Origin of the sequence: Haloactinomyces albus, from assembly GCF_031458135.1 — a bacterium.
GTDB classification, from domain to species: domain Bacteria; phylum Actinomycetota; class Actinomycetes; order Mycobacteriales; family Pseudonocardiaceae; genus Haloactinomyces; species Haloactinomyces albus.
The window spans coordinates 4,487,272-4,505,733 of sequence record NZ_JAVDXW010000001.1; the positions used below are offsets into that span (position 1 = coordinate 4,487,272).

13 protein-coding genes are annotated in these 18,462 nt (G+C 66.2%); 6 read left to right on the forward strand and 7 right to left on the reverse strand.

The window, feature by feature from the left end:
• Positions 1-82: 82 nt before the first annotated feature.
• Together JOF55_RS21145 and JOF55_RS21150 are read right to left on the reverse strand one after the other, a co-directional pair.
• Positions 83-1,042, reverse strand: coding sequence for an AraC-like ligand-binding domain-containing protein (locus JOF55_RS21145; RefSeq protein WP_445352016.1), 960 nt, complete (start codon positions 1,040-1,042; stop codon positions 83-85).
• A 168-nt stretch (positions 1,043-1,210) separates the two neighbouring features.
• Positions 1,211-2,134 carry an AraC-like ligand-binding domain-containing protein gene (locus tag JOF55_RS21150; protein WP_310277249.1) on the reverse strand — a complete coding sequence of 308 codons (924 nt, stop codon included), beginning with the start codon at positions 2,132-2,134 and terminating at the stop codon, positions 1,211-1,213.
• Positions 2,135-2,337: 203 nt separating this feature from the next.
• Between JOF55_RS21150 and JOF55_RS21155 the strand changes: the two genes are divergently transcribed.
• Together JOF55_RS21155 and JOF55_RS21160 are read left to right on the forward strand one after the other, a co-directional pair.
• Positions 2,338-3,861, forward strand: a complete 1,524-nt coding sequence (locus JOF55_RS21155; protein ID WP_310277252.1) for a GMC family oxidoreductase — start codon at positions 2,338-2,340, stop codon at positions 3,859-3,861.
• Between the two features lie 51 nt (positions 3,862-3,912).
• Entirely contained in the window at positions 3,913-5,349 is a 1,437-nt protein-coding gene (locus JOF55_RS21160; protein ID WP_310277255.1) for an aldehyde dehydrogenase family protein, read from the forward strand.
• A 79-nt stretch (positions 5,350-5,428) separates the two neighbouring features.
• Here JOF55_RS21160 and JOF55_RS21165 read toward each other — a convergent pair whose 3' ends face one another.
• Complete coding sequence (locus JOF55_RS21165) at positions 5,429-6,067, reverse strand: TetR/AcrR family transcriptional regulator (protein WP_310277259.1); 639 nt, start codon at positions 6,065-6,067, stop codon at positions 5,429-5,431.
• A gap of 309 nt (positions 6,068-6,376) precedes the next feature.
• Between JOF55_RS21165 and JOF55_RS21170 the strand changes: the two genes are divergently transcribed.
• Positions 6,377-7,831, forward strand: coding sequence for an APC family permease (locus JOF55_RS21170; RefSeq protein ID WP_310277262.1), 1,455 nt, complete (start codon positions 6,377-6,379; stop codon positions 7,829-7,831).
• Positions 7,832-7,868: 37 nt separating this feature from the next.
• Positions 7,869-9,839, forward strand: coding sequence for a primary-amine oxidase (locus JOF55_RS21175; protein ID WP_310277264.1), 1,971 nt, complete (start codon positions 7,869-7,871; stop codon positions 9,837-9,839).
• Between the two features lie 110 nt (positions 9,840-9,949).
• Here JOF55_RS21175 and JOF55_RS21180 read toward each other — a convergent pair whose 3' ends face one another.
• Positions 9,950-10,495: a MarR family winged helix-turn-helix transcriptional regulator gene (locus tag JOF55_RS21180; protein WP_310277267.1), complete on the reverse strand. Its 546-nt coding sequence runs from the start codon at positions 10,493-10,495 to the stop codon at positions 9,950-9,952.
• Between the two features lie 139 nt (positions 10,496-10,634).
• Between JOF55_RS21180 and JOF55_RS21185 the strand changes: the two genes are divergently transcribed.
• Together JOF55_RS21185 and JOF55_RS21190 are read left to right on the forward strand one after the other, a co-directional pair.
• Positions 10,635-11,597, forward strand: coding sequence for an MBL fold metallo-hydrolase (locus JOF55_RS21185; RefSeq protein WP_310277271.1), 963 nt, complete (start codon positions 10,635-10,637; stop codon positions 11,595-11,597).
• A 34-nt stretch (positions 11,598-11,631) separates the two neighbouring features.
• Positions 11,632-13,293, forward strand: coding sequence for an FAD-dependent monooxygenase (locus JOF55_RS21190; protein WP_310277273.1), 1,662 nt, complete (start codon positions 11,632-11,634; stop codon positions 13,291-13,293).
• Positions 13,294-13,375: 82 nt separating this feature from the next.
• Here JOF55_RS21190 and JOF55_RS21195 read toward each other — a convergent pair whose 3' ends face one another.
• The 3 genes from JOF55_RS21195 to JOF55_RS21205 all read right to left on the reverse strand — a co-directional run bounded on the left by JOF55_RS21195 (position 13,376) and on the right by JOF55_RS21205 (position 18,407).
• Positions 13,376-14,512, reverse strand: a complete 1,137-nt coding sequence (locus JOF55_RS21195) for an MBL fold metallo-hydrolase (protein WP_310277276.1) — start codon at positions 14,510-14,512, stop codon at positions 13,376-13,378.
• Positions 14,513-14,700: 188 nt separating this feature from the next.
• A complete protein-coding gene (locus tag JOF55_RS21200) occupies positions 14,701-16,461 on the reverse strand; it encodes an FAD-dependent oxidoreductase (RefSeq protein WP_310277279.1) in 1,761 nt (586 codons plus the stop codon).
• Positions 16,458-18,407 carry a maleylacetate reductase and hydroxyquinol 1,2-dioxygenase domain-containing protein gene (locus JOF55_RS21205; protein ID WP_310277282.1) on the reverse strand — a complete coding sequence of 650 codons (1,950 nt, stop codon included), beginning with the start codon at positions 18,405-18,407 and terminating at the stop codon, positions 16,458-16,460. The genes JOF55_RS21200 and JOF55_RS21205 overlap by 4 nt, the downstream gene beginning before the upstream one ends.
• Positions 18,408-18,462: the final 55 nt, after the last annotated feature.

Sequence of the window (18,462 nt, forward strand, 5' to 3'; positions counted from 1 at the left end):
CACGGAAACTTGCCGAAGTCTGCACAGGCACTGGGGCGTCGATCAATCGGCGACAACGGCTGCCGGACACGGGCCGGTCAAGTCACGCGTGCCCGGGGGCACCGCCGAATCGGATCCGGTATTCGCGGGGTGAGGCTCCATACGCAGCCTTGAACGACCGGCTGAAATGTGCTGCGTCGAGAAAACCCCACCGCGCGGCAAGAGCGCTGACCGGCTTGCCGCGCTGGCTGTGATCGGCCAGATCGCGACGGCACCGTTCCAAGCGGCGCTGTCGGATATACCGCGCTACGGTTGCCTGTTCGTTCTCGAACAACTTGTACAAGTATCGCACCGAGATGCTGTGTGCCGCGGCGATTCGATCCGGACCGAGTTCGGCATCGGACAGGTGCTGTTCTATGTACGCTTTCACGCGCAGGAGCAATCCTTGTCCGACTGTGTCCCCATCGTCCGATCGTGCTCCCGAGAGGCTGGAGAAGAGCGTGGTAAGCAGGTCGATCGTGTGATCGGCCATCCGTTGCGCTGTGGGGGTCGGTACTTGGTCGGTCTGCTCGGCCAGAGACACCAGATACGGTGTGACGATCGCCCCGACCCCATGCCGCCCCGAGATACGCCGAGCGGTCAGCTCGGCCAACACTGGTGACGGCAACCTGAGCAATCCCCGGGGAAACATGAGCGCCAGCATCCGAAACGAGTCGTCGAACGCAAGTTCGAAAGGGCGGGTGCAGTCGTACAAGGCAAGATCGCCGGGTGTGAGTGCGGCCTCGCGACCATCTTGGGTTACCACGCAATAGCCGCGAAGCTGTAGCCCCACCTTGTAGTAGTCCCTGTCGGCGAGGCTGATCATGTGCGGCGAGCGTTGCACGAGCTGGCCGCTGGCCCGGACGTCCGACACTTCCACCTCCCCGAGCATCTCGGCACGCAGTAGCCCCGAGAATTCATGTGCGGCAGAGGTCACCTCGAACGGCACGAAAGTGCTGGAGACCAAGTGCCGCCACCAGTCCAGACGTTCAGCGGGTGCTACCTCTGATGTCCGAGCAACCACGGCCAAAACTCTTACCTCCCGGCCTCGCTGACATTGCCGACCCTGTGGACTCACGTTCCCGCGGGGATACGTGTAAGAGTTTGGCGGAACGGATCCGGTAACACCACCGTTGCCGCGCGGAACGCGGTGGATCGGTGGTGCATACGTGGTCGTGAATAGCGGAGCTTCCTAGAGCAATCCGGCTGTCCGCCGGATTTGCGTCGGGGTCTCGTCGAATTCGGTCTTGAGGCTGCGGCTGAGGTGCTTGGCGTCGAGGATGCCCCAGCGTGCCGCGATGGCCGCCGGTGTGTGCTGAGCGAATGCGGGGTTGGCGAGGTCGGCTCGAATTCGTTGCAGCCGTTGCTTGCGGACCCACGTTGCGAGATTGATGCCCGCGTCATGCGCGAGTTTGTGCAGGTAGCGTACCGAAATGTGGTGAGCCGCGGCGATGGAGCGCATGCTCAGGTCCGGGTTCGCCAGGTTGTCCAGGCAGTACGCCTCGATCCGTTGGAAGAGTGTGCCGGTGGAGTGCCGCTCGTCGGGCGGTGTCCCGGCAAAAGCCGAAGTGATCAGGGAAATGAAGGCATCGGTCAGGTGTCGGTGGGCCGTGGTACTGACTTCCGTGGCCAGCGAGCCGCTGAGTTCGGTGAAAAAGGTGCCGATCAAGCGCTGGGTTCCTGCGTCGGCGGGAACGGGACGAGCGGTATGGGAGCGGAACACATCGGTGTGGGCGGCCCAAACGGCGCGGGGTATCCCGGCGACGATGATGTCATAGGGCTCCCAGAACCGGAGTTCGTACGGTCGGGTCGTGTCGTAGGCGACCATCCGGCCCGGCTTCAGGGTGCACCGCTGATCGTCCTGTTCGACCCCCGCCCGCCCCGTACGGTGCCAGGACACCTTGATCAGTTCCGGATCGTCCGAGCGGATCAACTCCCGATCCCGTCGTACGGTCACGGCATCGCCGACGATCCGGGTGAAAATCAGCTCGCCGACACGCGTCGTGCGGAAGTCGCCCCGATAAGGGCCTGGTGCGGTGGTGCTCATGCGTAGCGGCGCGAAGGCGCTGGAGGCTTGTGCTTCGAAGCGTTCCAGGTCGGCCAGGGCCGCGGTCATCCCCTCACACATCCCTTCGCTGAGGCACGCCGGTTGATTGCAGGATGTTATCTCCGCCACCGCGACACGGCAATGACCGAATGATCGGTCAGCCTCCGGTGCGCGAACTGGTGCCGCTCGGTGCACGGGATGGAGACCGTTGCGGTTGCGTTCTGCCTAGTGTCACGACGATCCACACCAACGTGGGGCAGGCAGGAGGGTGTATGTCCAGGGAAAGGACCGAGCACGACTATGTGGTGGTCGGTGCGGGTTCCTCGGGAAGCGTGCTGGTGCGCAGGCTGCTGGATGCCGGGCACAGTGTTCACCTGATCGAGGCCGGTCCCGCCGACGAGGAGCCGAACATCCACAGCCCGCAGGGGTGGCCGATGATGTTGGCGGGGCCGCTGGACTGGTCGGTGATGACCGCTCCGCAGCAGCACGCACGCGATCGCCGCCTGTTCTGGCCGCGCGGCAGAGTTCTCGGTGGTTCGAGCTCGTTGAACGGGATGATCTACATCCGCGGCCACCGCAGTGACTACGATTCGTGGGCTTACCACGGTTGCCCCGGATGGGACTGGGACAGTGTTCTCCCGCTGTTCAAGCGCTCGGAAGATCATGCGGACGGGGCAAGCGAGTGGCACGGTGCGGGCGGGCCCTTGCCGGTTTCCCGGATCGCGGAACCGCATCCCACTGCCGCCGCTTTCGTCGAGGGTGCGATCGGTTTGGGGCACGAGCACATCGACGACTTCAATGGCGAACGCATGGAGGGCGTGGGATTCAACCACGCCACGATCCGCGGCGGCAGGCGAATGAGTGCCTGGCAGAGCTTCGCCGCCCCGGTGCTGGGGAACGCTCGTCTGACCGTGACCACCGAGGCTCTCGTGCATCGTGTCGTGACCGAGGGGGAGCGGGCCGTCGGTGTCGAGTACGAGCACGGCGGTGAATTGCACACCGCCCGGGCCGGTGCCGAGGTGGTGCTCTCCGCCGGAGTCCTGGGATCGGCGCACCTGCTGTTGCTGTCGGGTATCGGCCCTGCCGAGCATCTTGACCAGGTCGGGATCTCCGTGCACACCGATTTGCCCGGCGTGGGGGAGAATCTGCACGACCACCTGCTGGTGAGCAACATCTACGAGTCCACCGGGCCATTACCGCAGGGAAAGGCGAATCTGCTGGAAAGTCAGCTGTTCGCCAAAAGCGACCCCCGCATGCCGGTTCCGGACCTGCAGCCGCTGTTCCTGCACCTGGTCTACCCGGCCGAGGGGTATCCGCAGCCGGAGCACGGTTACACCATCGCGCCCGGTCTTGTGCGTCCGCTCTCGCGCGGCACGATACGGCTGGCTTCGCCAGATCCCGCAACGCCTGCTGTGGCGGACCCGAACGTCCTTGCCGAGAGGCAGGACCTCGAAGCCCTGGTGGATGCGGTCGAGATGTGCCGGGAGATCGGGGCTTCGGCCGCGTTCGACGAGTGGCGCAAGGCCGAAGTCGCCCCCGGCCCGCAGGCGCGCACCCGCGATGACCTGCGTGACTACGTGCGTCGGGCCGTCGGTACATATCACCATCAGGTGGGGACGTGTCGGATGGGCTCCGATTCGGAGGCGGTGGTGGACCCGAGCCTGCGCGTGCGCGGAGTGTCCGGGCTGCGGGTCGCCGATGCCTCGATCATGCCGTCGGTTCCGTCGGGCAACACCAACGCACCGTCGATCATGGTCGGGGAAAAGGCCGCCGATCTCCTGCTGCGCACTTCTTGACCCCGCACCGGTGCCTCCGGTCGCGCCTGCTGCCATCAGAAAGGAATTGTCATGAAAACCGACATGTTCATCGGCGGCCAGTGGATTCCGGCCGCGTCGACTTTTTCCACGGTGAATCCGGCCAACGGGGAGATCATCACCGAGGTCGCGGATGCCACCCCGAGCGATGTGGATCGCGCGGTGCAGGCAGCCTCGGAGGCGTTCCGGTCTTCGGAATGGGCGGAGATGCTCCCCGCTGCGCGGGCGAAGCTGTTGCTGCGCCTCGCCGACCTGCTCGAAGAGCACGCGGAGGAGTTCGCTCGCTTGGAGACCACCGACCAGGGACAGCCACTGGCGGTCAGTGGCGGCTTCTCGGTGCCCAACGCCGTCGAGCACTTGCGCTACTACGCGGGCTGGGTCACCAAGATCACCGGCATCACCGCGCCGCTGTCCTGGCCGGACGTCGACTACCGGACCCGGCGCGAACCGCTCGGCGTGTGCGGGCTGATCACGCCGTGGAACTTTCCCCTGATGATTCTGGTGTGGAAGCTGGCGCCGGCCCTGGCCACGGGCAACACCGTGGTGATCAAGCCGGCGGAGCAAACACCGCTGACCACGTTGCGGCTGGCCGAGTTGGTCGAGCAGGCCGGCGTGCCCGCAGGGGTGGTCAACGTCGTCCCGGGTGGTTCGGGGGCTGGTCAGGCACTCGTGCGCCATTCGGAGGTCGCCAAGATCTCGTTCACCGGCTCGACCGAGGTCGGGCGCGAGATCAGTGCCGAGGCCGGGCGCTCGCTCAAGCGGGTCTCGCTCGAGCTTGGTGGTAAGGCCCCCAGCATCATCGCCGCCGATGTCGATATCGACGCCGTTGTCGAGGGCAATCTGATGGGTGGCCTGCTCAATTCCGGTCAGGTGTGTGCGGCCTACACTCGGTTCTATGTGGACAGCAAGCGGGCCGACGAGTTCGCGGAGAAGCTGAGCGGTGCGGCGAGTTCGATGAAACTCGGGTCCGGTCTGGACGAGGCCACCCAGCTCGGGCCGTTGGTCTCGGCCGAACAGGTCGAGCAGGTCGACCGTTACGTCGGGGTCGGCAGAAATGAGGGAGCCCAGCTGCTCACCGGCGGCAAGCGCCCGGACGGGGACCTGGCCGACGGTTTCTTCTACGAGCCGACCGTGTTCGCGGGGGTCACCGATGACATGCGCATCGCACGGGAGGAAATCTTCGGTCCTGTGCTGTCGATCCTGCCCTATGACGATCCCGAGGAACTCGCGGGGAGGGCCAACGACACCGACTACGGGCTCGCGGCGGTGATCTGGTCGCGCGATATCGGCACGGCCAACCGGCTGGCCAAACAGGTCCGGGCCGGTACGGTCTACATCAACATGCCCCCCGGCCTCGACGCGGCAGCGGCCTGGGGCGGGATGAAATCCTCCGGGACCGGGCGCGAGATGGGTTGGGAAGCCATCGAGGCCTTCACCGAGACCAAGAGCATCTGGACCAACCTCGGCTGACCGCTTCCTCGTCGGCGGGTCGGGTGACTCGCCGACGAGGGATTCGTCGATGCGGCCGGATGTGCGGGGGCTGCGTGCCTCAGCGGTTGTCGCTTGTCGCTGCGGAGCCTGTACGGATGTCGTCCTGCACGGGGAGTGGTCCGCCCAGAATGCTCTCCAGCATCTCCACTTGCCGGTCCGGTGTGGTGGAGGCAGGCGCCATCAGCACGTTGACCTGCAGCCCCATCATCGCAGCGAGAAGTTTGTCGGCGATCCGTTCGTCCGGCTCGGCAAGAGTGCTCTCGCCGCTGTCCCGGTTCTGGCGCAACCAGGTGAGCATGCGGCTGCGCCATTCCGCCATCGCGGCTTCGTGCAGCGCGGACATCTCGGGGTTGTGGGCAGCGCGCCCCCAGAAGCTCACCGCGACCCGGGCTTCGTCCACGCGCTCGTCGTCCATCGGCATGATCTCGCGGCAGAGTCGGCGCAGGGCGGTCAGGCCATGGGCCTCTCCGATGGCTGTTGCGGCCCGCCGGTTCGTCTCGTCGAAGATGTGCTGGTATGCCGCCATCAGCAGCTCGTCCTTGTCCCGGAAGTAGTGGGCGAGCGCGCCGTTGGCGACTCCGGCTTCCGCGGCGATTTCGCGCATGGTCGCTGCTTCGAGCCCACTTCGCGCCGTGATGCGCAAGGCCGCACGGATGAGCTCGCGACGTCGCGCGTCGTGGTCGACGAGTCTCGGCATGATCTCCTGCTTCGCGATGGTGGCACCGGGTTGTTGCGCTGTTCCCGGATATCGGTGCTGTGGACGATGCGGGAACAGGGGGCGGGTGCTGTTGATTTTTTTCTACGGACGTCCGTAGAATAACCGACACATGAACCGGATCACACAGCCGACTCGGGCCGGGCGGATCCCGCCGAGCACGTCCGGTTGCGTGGTTCGAGCGCGACTGAGTTCCTGACGTCGCAGAACCAATTCATCGACCGGGTGAAGTCGTGGCCGTCGGCGCTCGCCTTGCCCGTTTTCCTTGTCAGTTCGGTGAAGGGACACGACATGACAGGTGCATCCGATGCTTCTCTCGCGGAGGCCGACAGAACCGCTTCCGGCTCCGAAGGATTGCGGGGAGCCATCCGTGCGCCGGGCATCGTCTTTCTGGTGATCGCCGCCTCCGCCCCGCTTACGGCGGTCGCGGGCGCCTTGCCGGTCGCGATCGGCTCGGGCAACGGGCCGGGAATTCCGGCGGCCTACCTGGTGGCGACTGCGGTGCTGCTCGTATTCAGCGTCGGTTTCACCGGTATGAGCAGGTATGTCGTCAGCGCAGGAGCTTTCTACGCCTACATCGGCAAGGGGTTGGGCCCCTCCGCGGGGCTGGGGGCAGCGGGTGTGGCCCTGCTGGCCTACTCCGCCATCCAAGCCGCGATTTACGGTCTTGTCGGAGCCACTCTGGCTGATGCCGTGGCAGCATATGGCGGTCCTGCATTGCCGTGGTGGCTCTACAGCGGCGTGCTGGTCGCCGCAGTCGGCGTCCTCGGTTACCGGAGCATCGAACTGGGTGCGAAGGTTCTCGGGGTCATGCTGGTGCTCGAAACCGCGATCATCGCGGTCCTCGACGCAGCGGTCCTGATCCAAGGTGGTGCGCAGGGCATTTCCGTCGTCTCGTTCACCCTGGAGGCCTTTTTCACCGGAGCACCGGGTATCGGCCTCATGTTCGCGGTGGCCTCGTTCATCGGATTCGAGGCCACCGCCATCTACGGTGAGGAGGCGCGCGACCCCAAACGGACGGTTCCGATCGCCACCTACGCGGCGGTGGTGCTGATCGGCGGGCTGTACACGGTGTCGAGCTGGGCCGTGGTTCTGGCCTTCGGGCCCGGACAGGTGGCAGCGGCCGCCACGGCCGATCCCTCCGGACTCGTCCTCACGGCCACCGGGACCTATCTCGGGCCACTTGCCGTGGACCTGATGCAACTGTTGTTGATCACCAGTCTTTTCGCCGCACTGCTCGCCTTCCACAACGCGATCGCGCGTTATCTGTTCGCTCTCGGCCGTCAGGGTGTCGGGCCTGCCGTATTGGCTCGGGCACACTCCGAGCACGGCTCCCCGCACGTCGGCTCTGCGATGCAGACCGGCAGTGCCGTGCTCATCGTGGGCGTATTCGCGGTCGCCGCCGCCGACCCGGTACTGCAGATGTTCTCGTGGATGTCCGGGGTGGCAACGCTGTCCGTCCTGCTGCTGATGACGCTGACCAGCGTTGCCATCTTCGCCTTCTTCGGACATTCCCGTGTGGACCAACGGTGGTGGCACGCTCGGATCGCCCCGGCACTGGGCACGGCCGGGTTGTTGTTCATGACCCTGCTTGTCCTGGTGAACTTCCCCGTTTTGATCGGCGGATCGGTCACCCTGGCAGTCGCATTCATCAGTGTGATCGCCGCCGCTTTCATCGCGGGCTTCGGGATCGCCCGATACTGGCGTACCCGGAAACCGGACCGGTACTCGCTTCTTCGGACCTGACCACACATCCCGCGACACGCACTCGAGGAGGAGAACAATGATCGACCAAGCCACCATCCCGACGACGGCGAAGCACCCGCTCGACCGTCTGCAGCCGGAAGAAATGCGTACCGCACGCAAGCTCCTGCACGAAGAGGGCGTGACAGGCCCCTCCACCCGGTTTGCCTATGTGGCACTGGACGAGCCCCCGAAGGCAGAGGTGCTGGCTTTCACCGATGGTGATCCGGTGCCGCGGCGAGTCAAGGCGCTGCTGGTGGATGTCGACACGGGCCGCGTGACCGAAACGCTGGTATCGGTGACGGAACTGTCCGTGGAATCGGTGCGCGAGGTCGACGTGGTTGCCGAGGGGCAACCGCCGATTCTGGGTGAGGAGTTCGAGGGCGTCGGAGAGCTCGTTGCCGCCGACGAGCAGTGGAAGGCCGCACTGGCCAGGCGGGGCATCACCGACCCCGCCCAGGTGTGTGCGTGCCCGCTGTCGGCGGGAGTGTTCGACATCCCGGGCGAGGAGGGCAGGCGCATGATGCGCGTTCTCGGCTTCCTCCAGCACCGCCCGGAGGACCATCCGTGGGCGCACCCGATCGACGGACTGGTCGCCTACGTCGACCTGATCGAGCGGAAGGTCGTCGAGGTCATCGACCACTCGCTCGCGCCGATTCCGGCCGAGGAGGGCAACTTCGACGACCCGCGCCAGATCGGCCCGGCCCGCACCGACCTGCGACCGATCGAGATCACACAACCGGAAGGACCGAGTTTCCACGTATCCGGTGACGTGGTGACCTGGCACAACTGGACGTTCCGCGTCGGTTTCGACGCGCGGGAGGGACTGGTGTTGCACCAGATCTCCTACCGGGACGGTGACCGGCAGCGCCCCATCGTCTACCGGGCCTCGGTCGCCGAGATGGTCGTCCCCTACGGGGATCCGAGCCCGGTGCGGTTCTGGCAGAACTATTTCGACGCCGGCGAGTACTTGCTCGGTAAGCAGGCCAACTCGCTGCAACTCGGCTGCGACTGCCTCGGCGAGATCCACTACTTCGACGCGGTCGTCGCCGATGATCACGGTGCGCCCCTCACCATCGACAACGCCATCTGCATGCACGAAGAGGACTACGGGGTGCTGTGGAAGCACACCGACATCTTCACCGGTTCCCGGCAGACGCGGCGCCAACGCCGCCTGGTGATCTCGTTCTTCGTCACCGTCGGCAACTACGACTACGGCTTCTACTGGTACCTCTACCTCGACGGCACGATCGAGCTGGAGTGCAAGGCCACGGGGATCGTGTTCACCTCCGCCCATCCCGGTTCCGGACATCGGTGGGCCAGTGAGGTCGCGCCGGGACTCGGGGCACCGTTTCACCAGCACCTGTTCGGCGCCCGCCTGGACATGATGGTCGACGGAGTCACCAACGCCGTGGACGAGGTCGAGGTCCGACAAGTGCCGGTGGGCGAGGAGAACCCGTACGGCAACGGCTTCACGTATACTGCGATCCGACTGCCCTCGGAGGCTCAGGCGGGACGAGTTGCCGACAACTCCGTGGCGCGGAGCTGGCACGTGACCAATCCGGAAGTCACCAATCGGCTCGGCCGCCCTGTCGGCTACGTGCTGTACCCGGAAGGGCAGCCGACGTTACTGGCCGACGAGGGTTCCTCGGTCGCTCGCAGGGCCGCCTTTGCCACCAAGCACCTGTGGGTTTCCCGGTACCAGGCCGACCAGCGCTGGCCCGCAGGTGAGCACGTGAACCAGAACGCGGGTGGTGCCGGGTTGCCCGAGTACACCGCCGCCGATCGTTCGATCGATGGTGTCGACCTCGTGCTGTGGCACACCTTCGGCATGACGCACTTCCCGCGCACCGAGGACTGGCCGATCATGCCCGTCGACTACTGCGGATTCACCCTCAAGCCCTGTGGATTCTTCGACCACAACCCGACGCTGGATGTGCCTGCCGCCACCGCAAGTCACTGTGCCGATGGCATGGCGCCGGGCGACGGGGACACCGTGGTTGCTTCGTAAGCGGTGCCGTGGCACAACGGCTCAATTGGTAAAATATTTGATTAACTGAAGAGACTGCTGAGGAAGCGCACAGGGCGAGGAGAGGTGTGCGCTTGTTCGTTTCAGCTGCTTCAGCTGCGCCGTTTCGCCCCGGCGTCGCTCGCGCCGAGGGCGAGCTTCTGAAGCAGTCCGATCAGGATGGTGCGCTCGGGTTTGCTGAGGGTGTTCGCCCATGCTTGCTCGCGCTCGTTGTGGGCTCCGAAAGCTTCGGCGATGGCTTCCCTGCCGGGTTCGGTCAGCGTGATGTGGACGGAGCGGCGATCGTGCTCGGCCTGTCGTCGGGAGGCCAGCCCGTCTCGATCGAGGGTGTTGACCAGGGAAGACACCGCGGCGCGGCTCATCCCGGTCAACTCGGCGATCTTCTTGGCTTCCAAGGGGCCGGTCAGCCAGAGCACGAACAGCACGCGGAACCCCGGCCAGGACCATCCGCGCGGGCGATGGACCGACGATTCCAGGTCGTAGACCAGTGAACTCGTCACCCGGTGCAGGGTGAGTACCAGGCGCATCGCCACCGGGTCGATCTCGTCGACTTCCTGGTCGACACGGTCGATGGCGTAGTCGACGAAGGACAGGAAGTCCAGGTTGGCGGCGCGCTCGTCGGCGGGGTCGGTACTCATGGTCTCCAGGTTAAGGCTTGCGGGGTTGGGGGGCCGGTGCGGATTTTTCGTGCTCCCCCCTTCCGTCCGAGTCGAGTTTGCTCTAGTGTTCTCTATCACCATATTAGTAAAAGATTTGATTTAATTTTGAGGAGGGATCGTGTCCGCAAAGCCGTTCGCTTCATCGGGAGACCTCACCGCGAAGGAACAGACACTGGAAGTCCTGGCAGACGGTGTCTACGCGCTGACCGCAGAAGGGGATCCCAACGTCGGTGCGATCGAAGGAGAGGACTTCCTCGTCTGCTTCGAAGCGCTGGCCACACCGGTCGCGGCACGGGAGTGGCTCGCGCGGCTGCGGGAGCACACGGACAAGCCGATCAAGTATCTCGTGCTCAGCCACTACCATGCGGTGCGCGTGTTGGGGGCCAGTGCCTTCGAGGCCGAGGAGATCATCGCGCACGACAACACGCGCGCTCTGGTGGCCGAACGCGGCAAGGAGGACTGGGAAAGCGAGTTCGGCCGGATGCCGCGGCTGTTCACCGAGCCGGACTCGATCCCGGGCCTGACCTGGCCGACGCTGACATTTTCCGACCGGTTGACCATTCCACTCGGCGGCAATCGCGGTGATCTCGAGTTGCTCCACTGCGGGCGCGGGCATACCGAGGGCGACATCGTGGCTTGGCTGCCGCAGCAGAAGATCCTCTTCGCCGGAGACCTGGTGGAGGCCCAGGCCGCGCTGTACACCGGGGACGCCTTCCACCGGGAGTGGTCGTCGTCGACGCTGGACGCCGTGGCCGCGCTGGAGGCCGAAGCACTGATCGGTGGTCGGGGAGCGGTCGCCGGAGGACGTGCCGCGGTCGATGCGGCGATCGGCCAGACCCGCCACTTCCTGGACGTCATGATTCGCGAGGTCGGGGCGGTGCAGCAGCGCGGTGGCACGCTCAAGGAAGCCTTCGACGCCGCACATGCGGCACTGGTCGACCAGTACGGGCAGTGGCCGATTTTCGAGCACTGCCTGCCCTTCGACGTCTCCCGCCTGTGGGACGAGCTCTCCGGCATCGAGCGCCCCGTGATCTGGACCGGCGAGCGCGATCGTGAGGTCTGGGACCGGTTGCAGAGCTGAATCGGGCCGTGCTCGTGCGTTGACGGGAGCTGAAATGAACACACGACAAGCTGCTCCTGAACCGGTGCTGGTGCTGGGTAACGGGCCGGTCGGTCAGACGGCGGCTCTCCTGCTGGCCCGGTGGAACGTTCCGGTGGTGCTGCTGGACCAGCGGCCCGAACGTGACCCCGTGGGATCCAAAGCCATCTGCCAGCAGCGCGATGTGCTGGATATCTGGGAGTCGGTCGGGGCGGGGAACCGGATCGCCGAGGAAGGCGTCACGTGGACCACGGCACGGACGTTCTACCGGAACGAGGAACTGTTCAGCTATTCCTTCGACGATCCGGGGCAGGCGCACTTTCCGCCGTTTGTCAACCTGTCCCAAGCCCGCACCGAACAAGTGCTGGACGAACGCATCGCTGCCGAACCACTGATCGATGTTCGGTGGGACCACGATGTGGTCGGTCTCGAGCAGCATGCCGGGGGAGTGACCCTGACATGCTCGACGTCCGGCGGGCAGGCGGTCGTGGACGGCAGCTGGGTGCTGGCCTGCGCCGGTGCCCGCGGAGACGCCGTGCGCGACATGCTCGGCGTCACCTTCGGCGGGCATTCCTTCGACGACCGGTTCCTGATCTGCGACATCCGCACGGACATGCCGGACTGGGCCGACGAGCGGCGCTTCTATTTCGACCCGTCGTGGAACCCGGGCAGACAGGTGCTCATTCACCCGTGCCCGGATTCGACGTTCCGGATCGACTGGCAGGTGCCGGCTGACTACGACCTCAAGGAGGAATACCTCAACGGGGCCTTGGACGCCCGGATCCGCCGCATCATCGGGGACCGGCCGTACGACATCGTGTGGAAGTCGCTGTACCGATTCCACTCCCGGGTGGTCGACCGGATGCGGGTGGGACGAGTACTGCTTGCCGGGGACTGCGCCCATCTGGTGTCCCCGTTCGGCGCGCGGGGTCTCAACTCGGGTGTTCAGGACGCGGAGAATGCGGCGTGGAAACTCGCATTCGTCCTCCACGGCTGGGCCGACGAGGCGCTGCTGGACAGCTACCACGACGAACGGCATGCGGCAGCACGGGAAAATCTCGAGGTCACCGGCGCGACCATGCGCTTCCTGGTACCGCAGAATGATCGGGATCGCCTGCGGCGAGAAGAGATTCTCGACCGGGCCTGCACGGATTCCGGCGCGTGGCCGGAGGTCGATTCCGGGCGGCTGGCCGAACCCTACTGGTACTCCGGCTCTCCGCTGACCACACTCAGCGACACGCTGCCGAGAGCCGCTCGGCCACCACGGGGCAGTGCGCCACGGCCGGGACCCGGTGTGCTGGTTCCGGATGTGCCGATCGCTGCTTTCGGCAAGGGCTCCACTCGGTTCCGTGAAGTTGCCAGAGGCGGATTCCTGCTGCTGGCGTGCGGAGACATCGACGAGAGGGTGGTGCGCCAGGCCGCCGCGACCGTCACGGCGGCTCCGGTGCGCCTGCTGCATCTGGACCGGGTCGATCGCACCGGAGCTCTGGCCGCAGCCCTGCAGCCGAGCTCGGACGAGTTGTGGATCATCCGCCCCGATGCCCACATCGCAGCGGTGGTGCCGAACCCGGACTACGACACCACCACGAGTGCCCTGTGCCGAGTGACCGGTGAACCGCTCGCTCCGGCACCACGGCGACCGGAAACCGCTCCGGCACCGGACTTCGCAGGAGGATGACGATGGTGCCTGATCACCGGGTGGAAGGGGTACCGCCTGACCTTCCCCCGGTGGACAGGCTCCTTCCCCGGCGGGACGGCCACTAACCGACGGGAATCCTGTCCAGGTCGTTACCGATGAGCACGCGGCCGTCGAATCCACGCTGTGCCTGCTGACGCCATCGTGCATCGGACACCGAGCTCGGTGGAGCCGGTGCGAGATGGCTCAGCACAAGGGTGCCCACTCCTGCTTTCCGGGCGATGGAGCCGACTGTTCCCGCGGGAGTGTGCGACTGTGTGAGGTGGCTGATTTTGTGCTCCGGCGTGCCGTTCTCCTTGTACCAGTCGATATCCAGGGCCTCGTGTACGAGGACATCGGCGCCGGTGGCGAGCTCGACGACATTGTCGCTGGCTGCTGTGTCACCGGAGAACACGATCGAACCGCGGTCGGTGTCGAACCGGAAGGCGAACGAGGGAAACACCGGGCCGTGCGGCACCAGGACTGCCGACACGGAAACACGGTCGTCTTCGGTCACGGTGAAGGGTTTCATGGTGGGAGCGGGCCGGTGGATCGGGTCGGCGCCCACCGGTGGCAGGGAGATCTCGTGCAGGTCGATGAGACTTCGGATGTCTGTGATGCCGGTGTCCCGCAGGAAGACGTTGCTGCTGTAGGCGAATGCATGATGAGAATGCTCGGTGAGTTCGGCGAGTCCGGGCGTGGGATCTTCCGGTGCGATCGTCGGTGCCTGCTCGGCCGTGCCCGACCGGGACAGGCGCCCTGCGGGGCCGGGGCCGAAGACACTGACGGGGGAGAGAATCCCGTCTCCTTCTGCCGCGTCGTTCGGGCCGAACCCGGCGAGCAGGAAGAAGTTGTAGTAATCGCACACGTGGTCGGCGTGCAGGTGCGTCAGAAAGATCGACCGCAGGTCACGGAATTCAAGCTCTGCGTTCTTGTACTGCGTGGCCGAACTCCGCCCGCAGTCGATCACATATGTCTGTCCGTGCACGCTGAGCACGCTCGAGATCCCGGTGCGCCCGGGATGGATCGGGGGACCCGCGGCGGTTCCCAGCAGGGTCAACTCCACGCCGTTGCGGGACTGTCCGATACTGCCGGAGAGCGAGGTAGCACCGCCGGCACAGCCTGCCCCGAGCAACGAGGCTCCGCCCATCGCGGTGGCCGCCAGCGACCGGCGCAGCATGGCTCTGCGTGGCATATTCGTGTTGACGACCGAATTGTCCATGATTCGCCGACTCCCATTCTGGTGACGGGTTTTCAAGGCACGCGACAGCGTGCTGGTCTTGCTGAAAAAAGAAAGAAAAGCAGTGCAGCCGGGGAAATGAGCGAAAAAAGGTTCTCGGAAAAGTGTTTCTTCGGCTGGTTTTCGGGATTCGCTCGGGGATCGGGCTTCCCCGAGCGAACCGCGTTGCTTCAGGGATGCAGGATCGCCGTGAGTGCTCGATGCAACTCGTCGTGTGCTGCTTGCTGCGTGTCCGGCGCGGAGATTCGCCGCCAGGCGATGTAGCCGTCGGGGCGCACCAGCAGACAGCCGGGCTCATCGATCTCGCAGACACGACGCCAGTCGCCGTAGGCGTCCCGCGCCTGCCGAGTGCCGATCCGCACCAGTCGCAGCGGCAGGCCCAGCCGATCGCGGCAGTGCTCCACCGCCGAGGACCACGCGGTACCGGACAGGCCCGTCATCACGCTGAACTCCCCTTGGCCGACCAGATCCAGCGTGGAAACTCGCCTGCCGTGCTCCTCGACCAGCCACACGTGCGGCAACTTGGCCCCTGGCCGGGTCGTGGGCTGGTGATGCAGCTCGGGATCCCGCAGCCAGGATTCCTCGCTGCCGTCGTCGAGCACGGCCGTGGAACGGTAGCGCTGGTTGAACTCGACCCCGTGGGCGTTGAACTCGTAGTTCTTCAGCTCGATGGCCTCGGTCAGGGCGAGGCGGCGTTTCTCGCCGTCGGTGCTTTCCTCCCGGCAGGCCGCCAACCCCTGGGTGATGCCCTCGTCGTCGCTGCCTCCGGCGATGCCCAGTGCCTCGAAGATCGGCCCGAACTGATCCCGACTGAGGTTGGCGCGCTCCACGATCTGCCGCCCCACCGGCGCCCGCTCACTGCTGTAGGTCTCCAGCAGCTCCGGGCCCGCCTGGCCGCGCAGGACCATCGCCAGTTTCCAGGCCAGGTTGAACGAGTCCTGCACGGAAGTATTCGAGCCCAGCCCGTTCGATGGGGGATGGCGGTGCACGGCGTCACCGGCGCAGAACACACGGCCCGAGGAGTACCGGGTGGCGTAGTTGTGGTTGACCGTCCACAGTGATCGCGAGGTGATGGTCACCGGCACGTCCGCATCACCGACGAGGTCGTGCACGATATCGCGTGCCTGTTGCTCGGTCAGTTCATCCGGTGGATCATCGATGTCGTATCCCCAGGTCAGCAGCCACTTGTGCCAGGGCCGCACCATCCGCACCAGTCCCATGCCGATACCGCCCATGTGCGCACCCGGCCGCATCACCCAGTACAGGACGCTCGGCCGGTGCGCGACGTAGTGGGACAGGTCGGCGTCGAAGACGATGTTCATGCTGCCTGCCTTGCCCTCCTGCCCGGCGATGGGCAGGCCGAGCTGCTCGGCGACCCGGCTGCGGGCCCCGTCGGCGCCGATGAGGTAGCGGGCCCGCACGGTGAACTCGTCGCCGCGTACCCGGTCCCGCAGCCGCGCGGTGACCCCGTCGGCGTCCTGCTCCAGGTCGAGGAACTCGGTGTCCATGCGCACCGTGGCCCCGCGCGAGGCGGCCCGGGTGACCAGGATCGGTTCGAGGTGGGTCTGCGGCAGGTCCAGCATCGTGCACGGGCTGGCCGCGCTGTACTCGGTGGCCGAGGCTTCCCCGGTCCCCCAACTGCGGATCCGGCCGATTTCCTCCCCGGCCAGGGACGTGCACAACACGGTGTCACCCATCAGCTCCGGAGGGGTGCCCTGCTGCTGTGCCGCACCCTCCACGCCGAGATCGCGCAGCACCTCCATGGTGCGCTGGTTGGTGATGTGCGCGCGGGGCGTGTTGGCCACCCAGCCGTACTTGTTGATCAGCAGGGTGCGCACGCCGTAGGTGGCCAGCAGCAGCGCGGCCGCCCCACCGGCCGGGCCTGAACCCACGACGAGGACATCGGTGTCGTAGTTCTGCTCGGTGCTCACTCGTCTTCTCCGTGGTTCTGCTCGTCGTCGGCGGCGATGTGGAAGGTGAACTCCAGCAGGCGCCAGCTTTCGCTCACCGCACGCCCGTCCGGCATGGCACCGTGTTGCCGTGGCATGTCGACGATCAGCTCGTCCTTGACGCCGAACACCGCATCCGAATCCAGATAGGCCCCGCCGGCCACGAAAAGCTGTGTGATCAAGCGCGGACGGCCCGGCGCCATGATCATGAAATGGATGTGTGGGGCCCGGTAGGGATGGCGCCCGACCGCGTCGAGCATGCTGCCCACGGGACCGTCGTCGGGGATCGGGTACTCAGAGGGGGCGATGGATCGGAACGTGAACCGGCCCCGGTCGTCGGTGCGGAATCGGGCGCGCAGCACCGGGCCGTCCAGGTCCGGCAATTGCACGTCGTAGTAGCCGTCCTCGTTGGACTGCCAGACGTCGACGACCGCGTCCGGGACGGCGGCGCCGTCCGTGTCGGTGACCTTGATATCGCCCCACAGCGGCTCACCGGGCAACCCCTGGGAGATGTCGGTTCCGTGCTCGGCCGCCGGGGGGCCTTCGACGTAGAACGGGCCGAGTACCGCCGACGGGGTGGCCTCGGGGGTGCGCGAGTTCGTCAACAGATCGACGGCGCTGGAGACACCGAGCGTATCCGACAGCAGCACGAATTCCTGCCGGGTGTCGCTGCACATCCGGCCGGTGTGGGTGAGGAAGTCGATGGCGTACTGCCATTCGTCCTCGGTGACGTCGTTGTCGGCCACGAAGCGGTGCAGGTGTCGCACCAGATCCGGCAGCAGCTGCCGCAGGCGCGGGCTCGATGCCCGGTCGAAACTGGCGACGACCTGCTCGGTCAGCCGGTGCAGCGCCGCCAGCGGCCGGCCACTCGAAGCCGGACGCTCGCCCGCCCACGCCCGATGCAGCAGCGTCGCGATGCCCTCGGTGGTCAGCTCCCGGGGGTTGGGGTAGGACTTCGCGGTGGCCAGCTCGGCGGCGGTGCCCAGATCCTGCTCGGCCACCCCCAGTTCCCGCAGCGAGGTGGGCCCATCCAGCGAGGTGATCAGGTCGTGCACCCCAGCGGGGGCGTCGTCGGTGCCCAGGGCATCGGCGATACGCCGCATCACCTCCGGCACGGCCGGGGCGTTGTAGGCCATGGCATGGGGCAGCACGACGGTGTGGGTCTCGGCGTGCGGCAGGTCGAACGAGCCGCCGAGGGTGTGGCACAGCTTGTGGTGCAGCCCCATGCCGACCAACCCCAGGCAGGTTCCGGCCAGCCACGCCGCGTGCAGCGCCTCGGCGCGGGCGTCCACATCGGCCGGGTCGGCCACGATCGCGGGCAGGGCACGTCCCATCAGCCTGATGGAGTCCAGTGCCCAGCCGTCGACGACCGGATTGGTCTGTTGCGAGTACAGCGCCTCCACCGCGTGGGCCATCGCGTTGATGCCGCTGGTCACCGACATCGACACGGGCAGATCGAGGGTGAACTCGACGTCGTAGAGCACGGTTTCCGGCAGGATCGCCGCATCCGAGCGGGTCGTCTTGGTGCCCTGCGCGGTCTCACCCAACACCGGAGTGACCTCGGAGCCAGCATAGGTCGTGGGCAGGACGACCTGATCGATACCGGTACGCCATGCTATCGCCTTGGCCAGCCCGATTGTGGAACCGCCTCCGACGGCCACCACGCAGTCCACCGAGTGCTCGCGGACCAGTTCCATGACCTGTTCGGTGACTTCGACGGGAGTGTGCATGGCCGCCCCGTCGAAGCGGACCGCGGCCAGCGATTCCAGTGCCTTGTGCACCCGGTCGCCGAGTGCTGCCAGCGGCGGGCTGCCCAGCACCAGAGCCCGCGTGCGTCCGAGCCGCTCCACCTCCTCGCGCACCTGCGCGCTCGTGCCGTACCCGAACACCACCCGGTTCGGGTTCGTGGCATGGACGAAACTTCTCATCTGGCTGCTTCTCCCACCTTGATGAAGTGTTGTTCAGCTCACGGTGCGTCGAGTA

Bases quoted from the DNA above. Each gene is read 5' to 3' on its own strand.
- JOF55_RS21150 (WP_310277249.1), bottom strand. From the start codon at position 2,134: ATGACCGCGGCCCTGGCCGACCTGGAACGCTTCGAAGCACAAGCCTCC.
- JOF55_RS21155 (WP_310277252.1), top strand. From the start codon at position 2,338: ATGTCCAGGGAAAGGACCGAGCACGACTATGTGGTGGTCGGTGCGGGT.
- JOF55_RS21160 (WP_310277255.1), top strand. From the start codon at position 3,913: ATGAAAACCGACATGTTCATCGGCGGCCAGTGGATTCCGGCCGCGTCG.
- JOF55_RS21165 (WP_310277259.1), bottom strand. From the start codon at position 6,067: ATGCCGAGACTCGTCGACCACGACGCGCGACGTCGCGAGCTCATCCGT.
- JOF55_RS21170 (WP_310277262.1), top strand. From the start codon at position 6,377: ATGACAGGTGCATCCGATGCTTCTCTCGCGGAGGCCGACAGAACCGCT.
- JOF55_RS21175 (WP_310277264.1), top strand. From the start codon at position 7,869: ATGATCGACCAAGCCACCATCCCGACGACGGCGAAGCACCCGCTCGAC.
- JOF55_RS21180 (WP_310277267.1), bottom strand. From the start codon at position 10,495: ATGAGTACCGACCCCGCCGACGAGCGCGCCGCCAACCTGGACTTCCTG.
- JOF55_RS21190 (WP_310277273.1), top strand. From the start codon at position 11,632: ATGAACACACGACAAGCTGCTCCTGAACCGGTGCTGGTGCTGGGTAAC.
- JOF55_RS21195 (WP_310277276.1), bottom strand. From the start codon at position 14,512: ATGGACAATTCGGTCGTCAACACGAATATGCCACGCAGAGCCATGCTG.
- JOF55_RS21205 (WP_310277282.1), bottom strand. From the start codon at position 18,407: ATGAGAAGTTTCGTCCATGCCACGAACCCGAACCGGGTGGTGTTCGGG.